Below are 16,378 nucleotides of genomic sequence, written 5' to 3'. Positions count from 1 at the left end.
CCTTCTCTCTCCGACCTATTCCGCCGCGAGATTCGTGGCGTCGCCATCATCCGGTGCGTCCGGACGTCCGGGCGCGGTTTCCCAATCGAGGTCCGGGACGCCGACAACGCGATTGCCGCGCCGGTCCGTGCGCACCGACACGAAGCCCTTCTCTTCCATATAGGTGAGAAGACGGCGGGCGCGACCCGGCGAGCGGCTGCCGCAGATGCGCGCCATTTGCAGGTCGCCCGGACATGGCGCGCGCTCCATGGCCGCGCGGGCGAGGACGAGAAAGAGGCCCTGAAGGTCTTCCGAGAGCTGGGCGGACAAAGCCACCGCCGCGTCCCAATCCGTGCCGGCGGCGGCCTCGACCGTGACGCCCGCGCGGGCCACCGCGAGGCGGCGGCGGAATTCGGCCAGCTCCATCGGCGCGCCGGGGATTTTCTGGATGCGGCAGCGCACCACGAAATCCTGATAGAGCACCGCGATCGGGCGAAAGGAGGCTTCCGGCGTCTCCAGCACGGCCTGCAGCACCGCCTCGATGGCGGCATGACGGGCGGCGTGGTCGATCTCGGGCTCGTCGCTCTCGACGGGCGCGGGCTCGGCGGGGCGCGCCTGGGCGAGCTGGCGCAGCAGATCCGCCGTCGCCGTGGGGCGGGCATGAGCGCTGGCCGGACGCTCGTGCGTGACCGGGGCGAAGATGACGTCGGCGATATCAACCTTGGTTTCGGCCAGCGGGATGAGCTTTGGGCTGGTGGAGCGGGCGGCGGTCTCGACGCCGCCGATCTTGACCGTCACCGGGCGGCGCGACAAAGCCGGGCCGAGTGCGACGAAGCTGCCGCGCGGCAGATCGCGAAACGATTCCGCGCCCCGCCGGTCCATGCCCAGAAGGTCGGCCGCGCGGGCCATGTCGATGTCGAGGAAGGTGCGGCCCATCAGGAAGTTGGAGGCTTCCGCCGCGACATTCTTGGCCAGCTTGGCAAGGCGCTGGGTGGCGATGACGCCGGCGAGGCCGCGCTTTCGCCCGCGCGACATGAGATTGGCCATGGCGCCGAGCGAGAGCTTGCGGGCCTCGTCGGACACATCGCCGGCCGCCGCCGGGGCGAACAGCTGGGCTTCATCGACAACGACGAGGACGGGATACCAATGATCGCGCTCGGCATCGAACAGGCCGTTGAGGAAGATGCCGGCGGCGCGCATCTGGCCCTCGGCATCAACACCTTCGAGATTGAGGACGGCGGAGACGCGGTGCTGGCGGATGCGGCGGGCGATCTCCTCGAGTTCGTTCTCCTCGCGATCGGCATCCACGACGACATGGCCATAACGCTCCGACAGGGTGACGAAATCACCCTCGGGATCGATGACGACCTGCTGCACCCAGGCCGCGCTCTGTTCGAGCAGACGGCGCAGGAGATGGGACTTGCCCGAGCCGGAATTGCCCTGCACCAGAAGGCGCGTGGCGAGCAATTCCTCGAGATCCATGGGAACGGGCGCGCCGTTCGGCTGAACGCCCAGTTCGACCGCTACCTGCATTTCCGGAGAGGGCCTGACCTTTTGTTGAGCGCCCTTTTAGCATGGCCGCCGCAGGAGTCCCGCACTGCGAGACCGCGTCCACAGATTCGCCTGCTCAGTCGAGGATTTCGTACTCGATGGGCTTGAAGGCGTAATTGTTGGACTGGAGCGCCGAACAGGCCGTAAGGCCGATGACGAGATCCATCTCGGCCTCGAAGACCACGTGATCGCCGGCCTTGCTGAGCGGCGGCTCGACCTTCAGCTCGCCGGAGGCGCCGTCGACCGTGACGTTCATGAAGACGTTGAAGGCCACGGGGATCTGGTCCGGCCCGATGCCGAAGGGCGCCAGCGCAGCCGCCAGATTGCCGAAGCAGCCGCGATGCGGGTGCTCGTCGCCGTAGATGATGCGAAACGTATCCGCCGAACACGGCGTCAGCAGGAAATCATGGCGGCCGACGTGGTCTTCGAGGATGCGCAACATGATGTTGCTGCGGTTCGAATAAAGCGGATCGCCGGTGGTGAGGAAGATTCGACTGGCGTAATCGAGGGTGCGGCCCGACGAGATGACCTCGCCGAGATCGTGCGCATTGAAGGCCAGCAGGTCGGCGACCTGCTCGCCCTGCGGGTCGATCACTTTCAGCCGCTGACCCTTGCGAAGCGGAAACGCCGTGCCGGAGCGCGGCGGGATTTCATGACGCATCGGCGAGGTTCCGCGACGGGGGATGGAACGGGCATTGCCAATCATTGGCCACCGCACGGCCGCTGTATTGCCGGGCGGCCGAGGCCTCGCCATGACGCGCGATCATGGGATTGGGCGTGCCGGCCAAAGCGAGGTCGCGTTCGAGGATGCTTTCGCGCAGACGCTCATACTTTCCCTGTTCGCGCAGCATTTCGAACTGGCGGCGGATGTTGAAGACGATGGCCGGAGCTTCGAAGCGCCGGGCCGGGCGGCTGGCGTTCGGGTGCAGGCCCACGATGAAGAAGGCCTCGCCGCCCACGCTGAACGAGAAATGCGGGCTTTCGGGGTCGGAATCGACTTCGGGATCGTGCGGCACACCGCGCCAGGCGTCCTTGTCCGCCAGGGATTGCAGGCGCTGCCACATATGCCCTTCGAACTCGGCTTCGGAGAGGGTGCGGGGCTCCTCGAAAAGGACGACGAGGCTCTGGAACAGATTGGGTTCGGCCCGGTAGCGCTGGGCCAGTTCGAACAGAGCCGGATAGATCCGCAGATCGTCCCAGCCCGATGTCATGTCACGGGCGCGGATGATTTCCATCTGATCGCGCGCAAGCGCCGACTTGGCGCCGACGCACGAGAAATCGGGCGCGCGGAGAAAGCGCTGGAAGCGTTCGGACAGATCGTTTTTGGAGACAGACATGAAACGCAGAACTCGTGCGGACCGGACTCAAGGTACGCACGAGAACGCCGGTGGTTCCCGCCCGCACCATGAAGCGGGCGAGCTGTTGCGAAACTTAGTTATCGCGCACTTCTGTCTCCGGACGGTCGTCGCCCTCGGCGACTTCCTGGTGCCAACGGCCCTTCTCGTCCTGATATTCGATGCCGTCGGTTTCACCTGCGAGCGCCTGTTCGGCGGCGGCGTTCTGGGCGGCGGCAAGCGCGTCATCATGGGAGGCGAAGGTCTCGGAAAACACGTCGGCGACCTTGTAGGCCCAGCCGCCATTGTGCTCGACGATCTCGTAAGTGACTTTGGTCACGGCGTTTTCTCCCTCGGCTCAAACCTGATCTTCGCCTCAACGCAAAGCGCGGCGAGGCGTTCCTCATCGCAGGATAGATCATGGATCCGCGAGGTCGAAAGCACGGGAGATTACGTGTTCACTTCTGTTTGTTCGGAACCGGCTGAAACCCTTGCTCCTTAGAACCGTTCTTTTCTTGGCTGGGCCGCGATGGTCCGTAGAAACCCCGGGGAAGAACCTTGACCGATCATGCCCACAGCGGCGGCGGCCTCAACCGCCGCAACTTCCTGACGGCGTCCGCGACAGGCGCTGCCTCCCTGCCGCTCGTTTCACGCGTTTCGGCGCAAGGCTCCCCGCCGCCGGCGGCGAACGCCGACCCCCGCGCACCGGTCGACGTGACACTGAAGGTGAACGGCCGCGATCATTCCCTGAAGATTGACGGACGGACCACGCTGCTCGACGCCCTGCGCGAGCATGCGGGCCTGACCGGCTCCAAGAAGGGCTGCGACCAGGGCCAGTGCGGCGCCTGCACCGTGATGGTGGACGGTACGCGCGTGCTGTCGTGCCTGACACTGGCGGTGATGGCGCAAGGCTCGGAGATCACCACGATCGAGGGGCTTGCGGCCAATGGCGCGCTGCACCCGATGCAGCAGGCCTTCATGGACCACGATGCCTTCCAGTGCGGCTATTGCACGCCCGGACAGATCATGTCCGCGGTGGCCTGCGTGAACGAGGGCCATGCCGAAACCGACGACGACATCCGGGAATATATGAGCGGCAATCTGTGCCGTTGCGCCGCGTATCCGAACATCGTCGCCGCCATCAGGCAGGCCAAGACCGAGATGGGGAAAGCCTGATGCGCCCGTTCGTCTACCAGCGGGCGGACGCGCCCGAAGCCGCCATTCTCGCCGCCCGCCCGGCCGGCACCGAGGCCAAGCCGCCGACCGAGGCGGCGACGCAGTTCATCGCCGGCGGAACGAACATTCTCGACCTGATGAAGCTCGACGTGATGCGGCCCGGCACGCTGGTCAACGTGAAGCAATTGCCGGCCGAGATCGCCATGAGCGATGCGGGGCTTCGCCTTTCCGGCGCGGTGCGCATGGCGCAGGCGGCGGAGGACGACAATGTGCGGCGCGATTTCCCGGTGATCGCCGACAGTCTGAAGCTCGCGGCCAGCCAGCAGATCCGCAACATGGCGACGCTCGGCGGCAATGTGCTGCAGCGGACGCGATGCGCCTATTTCCGCGACGTGACGTTTGCGCAGTGCAACAAACGCAATCCGGGCTTGGGCTGCGCGGCGCTGGACGGCCACAACCGGACGCACGCCATTCTGGGCACGAGCGACGCCTGCATCGCCACCTATGCCGGGGATTTCGCGCAGGCCTTGATCGCCCTCGACGCCCAAGTGGAAATCGCGGGACCAAGCGGGGCACGCGCCATCCCCTTCGCGGAATTGCACCGGGAACCCGGCGACACCCCGCATATCGAGACCGTTCTGAAACCGGGCGAACTCATCACCGGCTTCATGGTGCCGAATGGCGCGTGGACGCGTCGCTCGCTTTACCTGAAGGTACGCGACCGGCAATCCTATGCCTTCGCCACAGCCTCGGCCGCTGTGGCGCTCGACCTCGACGGCGGCACCGTGCGCGAGGCGCGCATTGCGCTTGGCGGCGTGGCGACGAAACCGTGGCGCGCCCGCGAGGCCGAGGCCGCTTTGCGTGGAAAGATTCTGGACGAGGCGGGCGCGAATGCCGCCGCCGAGGCTGCCTTCCGCGACGTCCGTACCTTCGAACACAATGCCTTCAAGGCCGATCTGGGCAAGCGCACTCTGGTGCGCGCTCTGCTCGATGCCGCCCGCATGGAGATTCCCGCATGAGCGCCGCCGCCCCCGAACCGAAGGCGAATATGGGCCGACCGATCGTGCGTTACGACGCACGCGCCAAGGTGACCGGCGCCGCGCGCTATCCGTCCGATCAGAAGGTGGATCGCCCGGCCTTTGCCTATCTGGCGATGAGCGGCATCGCCAAGGGCACGATCACCGAACTGGACGAGAGCGATGCGCGTGCCGTGCCGGGCGTGCTCGAGATCTTCACGCACAAGAACACCGACGACCTCGTGCAGACGAAATACAGCGCGAGCGGCGGCGGAGCGTCGACCTCCATGCAGGGCTTCGGCCCCGAGATCCTGCACGCCAAGCAGATCGTGGCCATGGTGGTGGCCGAGACCTATGAGGCCGCGCGCGAGGCCGCCTTTCGGCTGAAGATTTCCTATGAGGAAGAGGCGCCGTCCGCGACCTTCGATTCACCCGGCGCGGAGGCGCAGGATGCCGGCATCATCGCCGGCGCGGTGACGAAGGCCAAGGAATGGCTGAGCACCGGCGACGCGGAAAAGGCCCTGGCGGATGTCGCCGTGACCGTGGACGCCGAATATCTGATGCCGGCGCAGCACCACAACCCGATCGAGCTGTTCACCACGACGTGCGTGTGGGACGGCGGCAAGCTGACGATCCACGAACCCAGCCAGTTCGTCTACGGGCTGAAGAACGCCGTGGCGGAACGGCTCGACATGAATGCCGACGACATTCATGTCGTCAGCGCCTTCGTGGGCGGCGGGTTTGGCGCCAAGGCGCAGATGACGCCGCGCACCGGCCTCGTGGCGCTGGCCGCGCGCAGGCTGAACCGGCCGGTGAAGCTCGTCGCCACCCGCGACCAGGGCTACACGGTCTCGACCTATCGCGCCGAGACGAAGCATCATGTGAAGCTCGGCGCCGACGAGAAGGGCAAGCTCGTGGCTTATTGGCACGAGGGGCAGGAGGTGACGTCGCGCCCGGACGCCTATTCGGTGAAGGGCACGGACGAGACATCGCACCTCTACCATTTCGGCGCCGTGCACACGAAAGTGGACATCGTGCATGCCGACCGTGGCACGCCGGGCTTCATGCGCTCGCCGCCCGTGGTGCCTTACGTCTATGCGCTGGAAAGCGCGCTCGACGAACTGGCGGTGAAGCTGAAGATGGACCCGGTGGAGCTGCGCCGCGTCAACGATTCCATGACCGACAGCTTCGGCAAGGAATATTCCAGCCGCTCCCTGATGACCTGCTACGACGAGGCGGCGAAGGCGTTCGGCTGGGAGAAGCGCAATCCGGAGCCGCGCTCCATGCGCGATGGCGACTGGCTGATCGGCTGGGGTTGCGCCACGGCCGTCTACCCGACGCATGTCGGTTCGGCCGCCGTGCGTGTGCGGCTCGGCTCGAACGGCAGCCTGCTGGTGCAGACCGCCGCGCACGATCTCGGCACGGGGGCCTATACCGTGATCGGCCAGATGGCGGCCGAAGAGCTCGGCATTCCGTTCGAGCGCCTCACGGTGGAATTGGGCGACAGCACATTGCCGGCCGCCCCGGTGGCGGGCGGCTCCAACACCACCGCCAGCACCTGCTCGGCCGTGCTGAAGGCGTGCAATTCCATCCGCGCCAAGCTGTTCGAGGCCGCCGCTGCGCCCGATGGCGAGCTCTCCGGCGTGCCAAATGGACAGATCCGCATGCAGGAAGGCCGCGCGGTCGCGGATGATGGGCGTGCCGCCGATCTTTCCGCCATGTTCCGCAGGCTGGGCGTGACGCAGATCGAGGAATACGCCGAGTTCATCCCCGAAGGCGCGGGCGAGGATTCCATCGCCAAGCTCTACAAGGGCACGCCCACCTTGCTTGGCGGTTCGCAGGGCAAGAAGCTGATGTATGCGCTGGGCGCGGAATTCGTCGAGGTGCGCGTCAATGTCCGCACGCGTGAGGTGCGCTGTTCGCGTGCCGTGGGAGCCTTCGCCGGCGGCCGCATCATGAACACCCGTACGGCGCACAGCCAGTTGATGGGCGGCATGATCTGGGGCATTTCCTCGGCGCTGCACGAGGAGACGGAGATCGACCACAAGCGTGCGCGCTATGTGAACGACAACATCGCCGAATACCTCATCCCCGTGAATGCGGACATCGGCGAGATCGAGGTCATCATGATCCCCGAGGAGGACCACGAGGTGAACCCGGCGGGTGTGAAGGGACTGGGCGAGCTTGCCAATGTGGGCACGGCCGCGGCCATCACCAACGCGGTGTATCATGCGACCGGCATCCGCGTGCGCGATCTCCCGGTGAGGATCGAGGACCTTCTGGCATGACGCAGCCGGACGCGCTGACGATCGCCGGGGCCGATTGGCCGGAATTCGGCCTTGTCGACGATGTGCGCCCCGCCATGGCGGCCGCGCGCGCCCGCGGCAGGCCGGCGGCGTTGGCGACGTTGTACAACGCGGAGGGCGGCGCGCCGCGCGGGATCGGCGCGCAGATGCTCATCACCCACGACGACGTGTCCGGCTACGTCTCCGGTGGCTGCGTGGAAGCCGATATCGTGCATCATGCGATGGCGGTTCTGGACAGCGGGGCGCCCTGCCGCCTCGTCTACGGGCGCGGCGGACCTCTCGACATCCGGCTGCCCTGCGGCGGGCGTATCGAATTGCTGATCGAACGGCTGGCGCCGGACGACGAGGCCGTGGGAAATTTGTTGGCCCTGACCGAACGACGGCAGCCAGGCCTGTGGTTGAGCGATGGGACCTCCCGCGCGGTCCTGACGGAACGCGAATGCCCGCAGGACCTGCCTCCCTCCCTGGCGGAGGCCCTGGTGCGCTTCCAGTGCGGTTCGCACGGGAATTCGAGCGCCTTCCATCGCCTCTACCAGCCGGTGCAGCGGCTCGTCGTGCTTGGGGCCGATCCGACCTCCCTCGCGATCGCGCGCATGGGCGCCCAGATGGGACAGGATGTGGTTCTGGTGCGGCCAATCGGGCCTGAAGCGCCACCGATGGTGGACGGATTGACGTATTCACGCGACCGGGCCGCGCATGCGCTGGAGGAGATCGCGCCGGATCGCTGGGCCGCAATTGTCGTGGCCATGCACGACGATGTGGGCGAGCACGATGCCCTGATGGCGGCCCTGCCCTCCAATGCGTTCTATGTCGGCCTTCTCGGAAGCCGCCGCCGCCTGGCGGACAAGCTGGAACGGCTGACGCGCGATGGAATTCCGGAAAACCTGATCAGCCGACTGCACGCGCCGATCGGCCTTCCCATCGGCGGATCATCGCCCTGGAACATCGCGTTGTCGGTTCTGGCGGAGATCACGCAGGAAGCCCATTCGGCGCAACAACGCATCTGGCCGAAGGTGGATGAACAGGCGGCCTGACGCGCCCAATTATAGCGCGATCGTGCTGGCGGCCGGCGAAGGCCGGCGGTTTGGCGGCCGCAAGCTTCTGGCCCCCCGGGGGGATGGCGTTCTGCTGGACGGGGCGCTGCGCGCCGCATTGGCCACGAACGCGGCGGACATCATCGTGGTGACCGGGCCGGATCGCGGCGAGATCGAAGCGGCGGTCCGGGCGTGCGCCGGCTCGGAAAGGCGGCTGCGTTTCGTGCATGCCGAAGACTATCGAGAGGGGATGGCCGCGAGCCTGCGGGCGGGCATTGCGGCCGTGCCCGCCGAGCACGAGGCCGCGCTGATCCTGCTGGGGGACATGCCGCGGACGCCACCCGGAATCGTTCGGGATCTTTGGTCCGCATTGGGGCCGCAGCATCTGGCGGCGGCGCCGGTCCATCGCGGGCGCAGAGGACATCCGGTGCTGATCCGGCGCGCTTTATTTGCGGACATCGCGACGTTGCGCGGCGATCGCGGTGCGGGCGCGCTACTTGGCGGATTGGGCAGCGCCCTTGCCCTCGTCGAGACCGATGACGCCGGAACGCTGTTCGATGTGGATCATCCGGGCGATCTCGACGCTTCAAAGCTGGCATCGGGCGACATCAGAGAGTAAAGGCGGGTTCCATAGACGATGCAAATGACTACATTTGCGTCGGGATCGAACAAGGACCTGGACCCATGCTGCTGGACAATATTGCCGAAGCCATCTGGAAAGAGCACGCGAAAGCCGCCGGACAGCCCGGCTCGCTGGCCGATGCCCCGGCCGACATCCGCGAGCGTTTCCAATCCTATGCCCGCGCCGCGCTGGTCGCGCTCTCCACGCCGACCTCGACCATGCTGGCGGAAGGCAACCGCGCCCTCTCGGCCTGGGAGCATTCCGAGCACTATCGCAGCCCGATCGGCGGCATCTGGAAATCGATGCTGGCGGCCGAGCTTCCCGAGAAGGAAGCCAAGACGGTGCGCGACAGCTTCGACGAGGTCTGAGGCCGCTCCGGCGCCTCTTCCGGGATCCTCGCCCCTTTTCCCGTGAGCCGGCCCGGCATCGGGCCGACAATGGACGGACACGATATGGCCGCTGCCTCCGCCTCTTCCGGCAATCCCCTGCTCGCCGAATGGAACGCACCGTTCGGCACGCCGCCGTTCGAGGCGATCCGACCGGACGATTTCGGGCCGGCCTTCGAGGCGGGCCTTGCGGAAAGCCGTGCAGGACTTGCGGCCATTGCCGAGCAGGCGGAGGAACCGAGCTTCGCCAACACGATCGAGGCGCTGGAAGGCAATGGCCCGATCCTGCGCCGTGTCGCGTCGGTCTTCTTCAACCTGGCCGGTGCCGACACGAGCGATGCGATCGAGGCCATCGAGCGCGAGATGGCGCCCGTGCTGGCGCGCCTGTCCAACGAGATGTTCCTGAACGGGCGCTTGTTCGACCGCATCGCGGCGCTCCATGCGCGCCGTGACGAGTTGGACCTGACACCCGAACAGGCTCGGGTGCTCGAGCGCTACCACACAATGTTCGTGCGCAATGGCGCGGCCCTGCCGGAGAGCGACAAGACGCGCCTGGCCGAGATCAACGAGCGGCTGGCCAGCCTCTCGACCGCGTTCGGCCAGAACGTGCTGGCGGACGAACGCGCGTGGATACTGCAGCTGACCGCCGACGATCTCGATGGCCTGTCGGAGGCGCAGATTGCCGCCGCGGCAAAGGCAGCGCAGGATCGCGGCGTCGAGGGCTACGCGATCACGCTGGCCCGCTCCAGCATCGAGCCGTTCCTGCAATCCTCGCGCCGACGCGACCTCCGCGAGACGGCGTTCCGAGCCTGGATCGCACGGGGCGAGAATGCCGGCGCGACCGACAACCGGCCGATTATTGCGGAGATGGTTAAGCTGCGGGCCGAATATGCCCGCCTGCTGGGCTATGAGAGCTTCGCGCATTTCAGGCTGGCCGATGTGATGGCGAAGACTCCGGACGCGGTGCGCGGCCTGCTCGATTCCGTGTGGACGCCGGCCAAGGCGCGTGCCGAGGCCGAGCAACGCGATCTGCAGAAACTGGCCGCCACGCGCGGCGACAACATCGACATCGAGGCCTGGGACTGGCGCTTCTACACCGAGGCGGTTCGCAAGGAGCGGTTCGACCTCGACGATGCCGAGATCAAGCCGTACCTCCAGCTCGACAACATCATCGCCGCCGCCTTCGACACCGCGACGCAGCTGTTCGGCGTGACTTTCCAAGAACGCCATGACGTGCCGGTCTACCATCCGGACGTGCGCGCCTGGGAGGTGCTGGACGCGGAAGGCGGCCATGTCGGCCTGTTCCTCGGCGATTATTTCGCGCGGGCCTCGAAGCACAGCGGCGCCTGGATGAGCTCGTTCCGAGACCAGGAGCGGCTGGCCGGAGAAGTGCGGCCGATCATCGTCAACGTGATGAACTTCTCCAAGCCGCCGGAGGGCCAGCCGGCCCTGCTGGGCATGGACGACGCCCGCACCCTGTTCCACGAATTCGGCCACGGCCTGCACGGCCTGCTCTCGGACGTGACCTACCCGCTGATCTCGGGCACCAGCGTGGCGCGTGATTTCGTGGAACTGCCCTCACAGCTCTACGAGCATTGGCTGGAGCAGAAGGAGGTGCTGAGCCGCTTCGCCGTGCACCACGAGACCGGCGCACCGATGCCCGACGAGATGCTGGAGCGCCTGCTGGCCGCGCGGCGCTTCAACCAGGGCTTCGCCACGGTGGAATATACCTCGTCCGCGCTGCTCGATCTCGACATCCATTTGCTGCCGGACGCCGCTGGGCTGGACGCCTCCGCGTTCGAGCGCGAGGCGCTGGAGCGGATCGGCATGCCCGCAGCCATCGTGATGCGCCACCGCACCCCGCATTTCGGGCACATCTTCTCCGGTGGCTATTCGGCGGGCTATTACTCCTATCTGTGGTCGGAGGTGCTGGACGCCGATGCCTTCGACGCGTTCCGCGAGGCGGGCGATATCTTCGATCCGGTCGTTGCGCGCCGGCTGAAGGATTTCATCTATTCAGCCGGCGGGCGGCAGGACCCGCACGAAGCCTATCGCGCCTTCCGGGGCCGCGACGCCTCGCCTGAGGCCCTGCTGAAGAAACGCGGGCTCGACATCGCCGATCTACAGACCGGGGAAGTGTGAGCGGTTAGAAACAGGCCGGGTGCGTTCCTATATCCGGGAAAAGCCCAACACACGGAGCATTTCCATGGCCGTTACCGCCCATACCTCGAAGCTCGGCTTCGACCTCAGCCCGATCGATTCGTACGAGAGGGAAGAACTGGCGCAGGACCTGACGCCGGAAGAGCGCCACATCCTGCTCGAGCACGGTACCGAGCGGCCGTTCTGCGGCGTGTTCAACGGCAGCAAGGAAGACGGCATCTTCACCTGCCGGCTGTGCGGGCTGCCCTTGTTCCGTTCCGGCGCCAAGTTCGATTCCGGCACGGGCTGGCCGAGCTTCTTCGCACCCGTCTCGCCCGACCACGTCAAGATCGTGCGCGATACCAGCTACGGCATGGTGCGCGAGGAGGTGCGCTGCGAGCGTTGCGACAGCCATATGGGCCACGTCTTCCCGGACGGCCCGCGCCCGACCGGCCTGCGCTTCTGCATGAATTCGGCGTCGATGAGCTTCGTGCCGGAAGGCGGCGAATTGCCCGACCTGCTGGAACGCGACGAGCCTCGGACGATCTGAGGCCCCGCGATCAGGCCGCGAGGCTGATGCTCTCCCGCACCTCGGCCGCGATCTCGTAGGACCGCAGCCGGGCCTTGTGATCGTACATCATGGAGGTGAGCATCAGTTCGTCCGCGCCCGTGAGGCGGATGAAATCCTCGATGCGCTCGCGCACCATGTCCGGCGTGCCGATGGCCGTGCAGGACAGCACCGTTTCCAGCATTGCGCGGGCGCGTGGATCGAGGTTTTCCAGATAGTTCGGCACCGGGGGCGGAAGCTTGCCGGGTGTGCCGGTGCGCAGCGCCACGAAGCTCTGTTGCGCGCTGGAGGCGAGAAGTCGGGCCTCCTCCTCGTTGTCGGCGGCAAAGACATTGTAGCCCAGCATGACGTAGGGCTTGGCGAGTTGTTCGGACGGCTGGAAGTTGCGCCGGTAGATGTCGATGGCAGGCATGAGATCGCCCGGCGCGAAATGCGAGGCGAAAGCGTAGGGCAGGCCGAGATGGGCCGCAAGCTGCGCGCCGAAGGTGCTGGAGCCGAGGATCCACAGCGGTATGTCGAGCCCCGCGCCGGGCACGGCCTTGAGCGCCTGGTTTGGCCCCGGCTCGGCCAGGAAGGCCTGCAATTCGATAACATCGCGCGGGAAGGCGTTCGGGTCGCTGTCGAGATTGCGGCGCAGCGCGCGTGCCGTGAGCGGGTCCGAGCCCGGCGCACGGCCGAGACCGAGGTCGATGCGGCCCGGGTACAAGCTCTCCAGCGTGCCGAACTGCTCGGCAATCTGCAGAGGGGCGTGGTTCGGCAGCATGATGCCGCCCGCGCCGACGCGAATCCTGGAGGTGGCCTCGGCCAGGTAGCCGATCAGCACCGAGGTGGCCGCGCTGGCCACGCCCGGGATGTTGTGGTGCTCGGCCACCCAATAACGATTGTAGCCCCACGCCTCGGCATGCTGCGCGAGGTCGCGGCTGTTGCGGAAGGCCTGGGCGGCGGTGCCGCCCTCGATGATGGGGGAGAGGTCGAGGACCGAAAAAGGTATCATGCCGCCCATGTGGGGCATGGCGCGGCACTTACCAAGATGTGCGCTACAGAATTCAGCCGAGTTCGATCTCGCGCTCGACGACATGCTCCAGCGGCCCGTCGGGCGAGGTGAGCGTCATCTTCAGGCGCAGCATCGGCCCCGTGACCTGACCGGAGGCGACGAGCTTCTCGACCTCCTGCTGGGAGGTGATGCCGACTTCGCGCAGAAATTTGCGCAGCGCTGCATTGAAAGCTTCGGCGTCCATGATTTCCTCCGGTTCTGCATGTCTTGACCGCGTCCAGCGCATAGCTGGGGCGATGCACTCACTTCATCAAGGGCGGGCGCGAGGAATGCAGAAACACAAAGAGCGGCCAACGGCCGCTCCTGGTAGTCGCCGTCCCTTGGGACGGAGATGCTCCTGACCTCAGACGCGGAACGCGCTGGCCGGAATGCCGAGAATGGCAAGATCCCGATGGGAAGGAGTGTGGTGATTGCGGGCAGCCTCGCCTGCGCGAATGGCGGCGCCGAGCATCTGGAAGAAGCTGAGGATCGTTTTCATCTGTCTGGTTTCCCTTTCTCTGTGAGGAGAAGATGGGGGCAAACCACACGCATGAGGAGTGTTTTGAATCACGTCCCGCCATGCACTGAATGCATGACGTTTCCGTAGGATTGCGTAGCTGGCAGTAACCGGTTTTTCACGAGTCTCGGCGCCGCCTCAGCCGCGGCCCGCCAGACCTGCGTCCCACAACGCCATCGCCGCCCGGACGATGGCCTGGAGATCCGCTTGCGTGGCCCCGTCGCGGGCCTGGATGGACAGGCCGCCGGACACCGCCACGACGAAGCGGGCCAGCGCCTCGACGGGGATGCCCGGCGGCAGCTCATCCTGCGGCGCACGCGCCAGCCGCTCCGTGACACGGGTGAGGAGACCTTCCCGGGCGGCGCGCTCGCAGATTCCGAGATCGGCATTTCCCTCGGGCCCTGCCGCCGACAGCATCACCATGCACCCGACGGAGACGCCCTCGCCGGCTGCGACGCCGAGACTGGCTGCGGTGTCCATCAGGAGGGCCTCGACGGCGCCGCGCGCGCTGGGCTCTTTCGCCGAGCGGCCCCAGACATGGCTGTCATATGTGCTCGAATAATGCTGCAGCGCCTCGGCATAAAGCGCTTCCTTGCAGCCGAAGGCGGCGTAAAGGCTGGTGGCACCGATGCCGAGGGCCGATGTGAGATCCGAGATCGACGTGGCCGCATAGCCCTTGCGCCAGAAGATGCGCATGGCCTCGCCCAGAGCCCGTTCCCGATCGAAGGAGCGCGGACGGCCCCGCGAAACGGGAGAGTCAGAATTGGGCGACGATTTTTGCATCGATCATTTTATAAATCGATTGACGGCGGCCGGCAACGCCCCTAGCCTTTCTGCATCGATCATTGCAGAAGTGGAAAAACATCATGGCCGATTTGACCGGAAAGCGGGCTCTTGTGACGGGAGCGTCGCGTGGCATCGGGGCTGCGATCGCCAACGCGCTGGCAGAACGCGGCGCCGACGTCGCGATCACCTACCAGCGTTCGTCCGAGAAGGCGGCGGAGGTGGTGCGGGCCATCGAGGCCAAGGGGGGCAAGGGCGTTGCGATTCAGGCCGATGCGGCCGATCCCGAGGCGGTGAAGCGGTCTGTGCAGGAGGCGGTGGCGCAGCTCGGCGGGCTCGACATCCTCGTCAACAATGCCGGCATCGCCTATGGCGGCTCGGTCGAGGAGATAGACCTCGCGGACATCGACGCCCTGCTCCACGTCAATGTGCGCTCCGTGGTGCTGGCCTCGCAGGCGGCGATCCCGCATCTGCCGGAAGGCGGGCGGATCATCTCGATCGGCTCCTGTCTGGCAGAGCGCGTGGGCTTTCCGGGCGTCACGGTCTATTCGATGACGAAATCGGCCCTTCTGGCCTTCACGCGGGGCCTGGCCCGCGAACTCGGCCCGCGCGGCATCACGGTGAACCTCGTCCATCCCGGCGCGACCGACACCGACATGAACCCGGCCGATGGCCCGAATGCGGACGGCCTGCGCGCCCTGACGCCGCTCGGCCATTTCGGCACGCCGGACGATATTGGAGAAGCGGTCGCGTTTCTCGCGGGTCCGGGTGCGCGGCAGATCACGGGCACCGGGCTTGTGGTGGATGGCGGGGTGAATGCGTGAGGATAGCCGGCAATTAAGCCGGTGACGCAATCGTATAGAGTTGAGCCTCGATCGCCGCTTTGTCGAGAATCGACCAGACCTCCGCGATCCTACCGTCGCGGACGGTGTAGAAGACATTCTCGGCAAAGCGCACCTTCCGGCCGTTCACCGGCAGATCGAGAAAGGTGCCCTTCGGCGTGCAATCGAACATAAGCCGCGCCGCCACGTGCGGCGGCTCGGCCACCAGAAGTTCGATGTTGAAGCTGAGGTCCGGGATGTCACGGTAATTGCCTTCGAGCATTTCGCGATAACCGGCGAGGCCGAGCGGTCGTCCGTTATGATGCACCTCGCCATGGACGAAGCGGCCGAGATGGTCCCAGATCTGCCGATTCAAACAGGCGATATAGTCGCGGTAGAGCTTAGTAAGGTCGAGGGCGTTCAAATCGATGTCAGTTATCGACTTCCGGAGCGTTCCCCTTGCCGAGATGTATGGCATCTCGCCACCAGCCTTCTGTGCGCTTCGAGACATCGTCTAAAAGCCGAAGATGATCATCGTTCATTCCTCGGATCAACATAGATAGGCGCCCCGCCAGCTTAGCAGCTATCTCAATAAAATCCGAAAGCTCGTTATACGTGATGAACCGCTCCACGTCCGCTGAACTAATATGGACGAGGGAACCGTTCCTAAAATGTTGAAGATTTCCAAATGCATCAAAATTGATGCGTCCGTATTCAGATAAATAACCGATAATATTCTCGGAACATGTATTGTCGTTGAATATAGGCAAATCGGCAACCGAATAGCGCTTGATCAACTCCAGGCACACGTCGCCGCGACGTAGCAGAGACTTAATAACTTGAAAGCTGATATCAGCGTCCCTGTCAAACAAGGCGTGGATGCGAATAGCGCTCATCAAAGCAGCTTCATTCCGATAGAGCGATGCCAGTTGGGCTACATCACCATCGGGATGAATACTGTTATGCAACACCCCATTCGCTGAGCTGAACAGAGCCCAGCCTTGCATGGCGTGCCGTGTCCAGTTGCGAAGTTTGCCCTCCGCAACCGCGATGAAATCTGCCGCCTCTTCGGGTGTCCAATTGGCCAAGCGAGATTGGCGGCAGCTTCGCCCC

General features: G+C 65.6%; 19 protein-coding genes. 9 read left to right on the top strand and 10 right to left on the bottom strand.

What is annotated here, in order from left to right; genetic code table 11:
- Positions 1 to 15: 15 nt before the first annotated feature.
- The 4 genes from ACQ6S1_RS10640 to ACQ6S1_RS10625 all read right to left on the bottom strand — a co-directional run bounded on the left by ACQ6S1_RS10640 (position 16) and on the right by ACQ6S1_RS10625 (position 3,204).
- The gene (locus ACQ6S1_RS10640; RefSeq protein ID WP_445041150.1) at positions 16 to 1,512 is read right to left on the bottom strand and encodes an ATP-binding protein; all 1,497 of its coding nucleotides are present in this window, start codon (positions 1,510 to 1,512) and stop codon (positions 16 to 18) included.
- Positions 1,513 to 1,606: 94 nt separating this feature from the next.
- On the bottom strand, positions 1,607 to 2,191 hold the full coding sequence (locus ACQ6S1_RS10635) for a DUF1989 domain-containing protein (RefSeq protein ID WP_445041149.1): 585 nt from the start codon (positions 2,189 to 2,191) through the stop codon (positions 1,607 to 1,609).
- Complete coding sequence (gene gntA, locus ACQ6S1_RS10630; protein ID WP_445041148.1) at positions 2,181 to 2,867, bottom strand: guanitoxin biosynthesis heme-dependent pre-guanitoxin N-hydroxylase GntA; 687 nt, start codon at positions 2,865 to 2,867, stop codon at positions 2,181 to 2,183. Before gntA ends, ACQ6S1_RS10635 begins: the two co-directional genes overlap by 11 nt.
- A 94-nt stretch (positions 2,868 to 2,961) precedes the next feature.
- Positions 2,962 to 3,204: a hypothetical protein gene (locus ACQ6S1_RS10625; protein ID WP_445041147.1), complete on the bottom strand. Its 243-nt coding sequence runs from the start codon at positions 3,202 to 3,204 to the stop codon at positions 2,962 to 2,964.
- 218 nt (positions 3,205 to 3,422) lie between these two features.
- Here ACQ6S1_RS10625 and ACQ6S1_RS10620 point away from each other — a divergent pair, with 218 nt between their 5' ends.
- The 8 genes from ACQ6S1_RS10620 (at position 3,423) to msrB (ending at position 12,093) form a co-directional block, all read left to right on the top strand.
- On the top strand, positions 3,423 to 4,040 hold the full coding sequence (locus tag ACQ6S1_RS10620; RefSeq protein WP_445041146.1) for a (2Fe-2S)-binding protein: 618 nt from the start codon (positions 3,423 to 3,425) through the stop codon (positions 4,038 to 4,040).
- Positions 4,040 to 5,059 (top strand): FAD binding domain-containing protein, encoded by a 1,020-nt coding sequence (locus tag ACQ6S1_RS10615; RefSeq protein WP_445041145.1) that lies wholly within the window; start codon positions 4,040 to 4,042, stop codon positions 5,057 to 5,059. The genes ACQ6S1_RS10620 and ACQ6S1_RS10615 overlap by 1 nt, the downstream gene beginning before the upstream one ends.
- Positions 5,056 to 7,344 carry a xanthine dehydrogenase family protein molybdopterin-binding subunit gene (locus tag ACQ6S1_RS10610; protein ID WP_445041144.1) on the top strand — a complete coding sequence of 763 codons (2,289 nt, stop codon included), beginning with the start codon at positions 5,056 to 5,058 and terminating at the stop codon, positions 7,342 to 7,344. The genes ACQ6S1_RS10615 and ACQ6S1_RS10610 overlap by 4 nt, the downstream gene beginning before the upstream one ends.
- Positions 7,341 to 8,396, top strand: coding sequence for an XdhC family protein (locus ACQ6S1_RS10605; protein ID WP_445041143.1), 1,056 nt, complete (start codon positions 7,341 to 7,343; stop codon positions 8,394 to 8,396). The genes ACQ6S1_RS10610 and ACQ6S1_RS10605 overlap by 4 nt, the downstream gene beginning before the upstream one ends.
- Positions 8,380 to 9,015, top strand: a complete 636-nt coding sequence (locus ACQ6S1_RS10600; protein WP_445041142.1) for a nucleotidyltransferase family protein — start codon at positions 8,380 to 8,382, stop codon at positions 9,013 to 9,015. Before ACQ6S1_RS10605 ends, ACQ6S1_RS10600 begins: the two co-directional genes overlap by 17 nt.
- 65 nt (positions 9,016 to 9,080) lie before the next feature.
- Entirely contained in the window at positions 9,081 to 9,386 is a 306-nt protein-coding gene (locus ACQ6S1_RS10595) for a hypothetical protein (RefSeq protein ID WP_445041141.1), read from the top strand.
- A gap of 84 nt (positions 9,387 to 9,470) precedes the next feature.
- Complete coding sequence (locus tag ACQ6S1_RS10590; protein ID WP_445041140.1) at positions 9,471 to 11,546, top strand: M3 family metallopeptidase; 2,076 nt, start codon at positions 9,471 to 9,473, stop codon at positions 11,544 to 11,546.
- A 64-nt stretch (positions 11,547 to 11,610) separates the two neighbouring features.
- The gene (gene msrB, locus ACQ6S1_RS10585; protein ID WP_445041139.1) at positions 11,611 to 12,093 is read left to right on the top strand and encodes a peptide-methionine (R)-S-oxide reductase MsrB; all 483 of its coding nucleotides are present in this window, start codon (positions 11,611 to 11,613) and stop codon (positions 12,091 to 12,093) included.
- Between the two features lie 10 nt (positions 12,094 to 12,103).
- Here msrB and ACQ6S1_RS10580 read toward each other — a convergent pair whose 3' ends face one another.
- The 4 genes from ACQ6S1_RS10580 to ACQ6S1_RS10565 all read right to left on the bottom strand — a co-directional run bounded on the left by ACQ6S1_RS10580 (position 12,104) and on the right by ACQ6S1_RS10565 (position 14,357).
- Positions 12,104 to 13,105: an LLM class flavin-dependent oxidoreductase gene (locus tag ACQ6S1_RS10580; protein WP_445041138.1), complete on the bottom strand. Its 1,002-nt coding sequence runs from the start codon at positions 13,103 to 13,105 to the stop codon at positions 12,104 to 12,106.
- Between the two features lie 52 nt (positions 13,106 to 13,157).
- A complete protein-coding gene (locus tag ACQ6S1_RS10575; protein WP_445041137.1) occupies positions 13,158 to 13,349 on the bottom strand; it encodes a DUF6494 family protein in 192 nt (63 codons plus the stop codon).
- A 159-nt stretch (positions 13,350 to 13,508) separates the two neighbouring features.
- Positions 13,509 to 13,643 (bottom strand): hypothetical protein, encoded by a 135-nt coding sequence (locus tag ACQ6S1_RS10570; RefSeq protein WP_445041136.1) that lies wholly within the window; start codon positions 13,641 to 13,643, stop codon positions 13,509 to 13,511.
- A gap of 156 nt (positions 13,644 to 13,799) precedes the next feature.
- A complete protein-coding gene (locus ACQ6S1_RS10565) occupies positions 13,800 to 14,357 on the bottom strand; it encodes a TetR/AcrR family transcriptional regulator (protein ID WP_445041135.1) in 558 nt (185 codons plus the stop codon).
- A gap of 170 nt (positions 14,358 to 14,527) precedes the next feature.
- Here ACQ6S1_RS10565 and ACQ6S1_RS10560 point away from each other — a divergent pair, with 170 nt between their 5' ends.
- Complete coding sequence (locus tag ACQ6S1_RS10560) at positions 14,528 to 15,268, top strand: SDR family NAD(P)-dependent oxidoreductase (RefSeq protein ID WP_445041134.1); 741 nt, start codon at positions 14,528 to 14,530, stop codon at positions 15,266 to 15,268.
- 13 nt (positions 15,269 to 15,281) lie between these two features.
- On the opposite strand, the gene ACQ6S1_RS10555 is transcribed toward ACQ6S1_RS10560, so the two are convergent.
- A complete protein-coding gene (locus tag ACQ6S1_RS10555) occupies positions 15,282 to 15,689 on the bottom strand; it encodes an ester cyclase (RefSeq protein WP_445041133.1) in 408 nt (135 codons plus the stop codon).
- A 7-nt stretch (positions 15,690 to 15,696) separates the two neighbouring features.
- A complete protein-coding gene (locus ACQ6S1_RS10550) occupies positions 15,697 to 16,353 on the bottom strand; it encodes a hypothetical protein (RefSeq protein ID WP_445041132.1) in 657 nt (218 codons plus the stop codon).
- Between the last annotated feature and the right edge of the window lie 25 nt (positions 16,354 to 16,378).

The organism is Terrihabitans aquatilis (genome assembly GCF_052542005.1).
The sequence above is the reverse complement of the archived record's forward strand: the minus strand, read 5'-3'. Positions and strand labels throughout refer to the sequence as shown.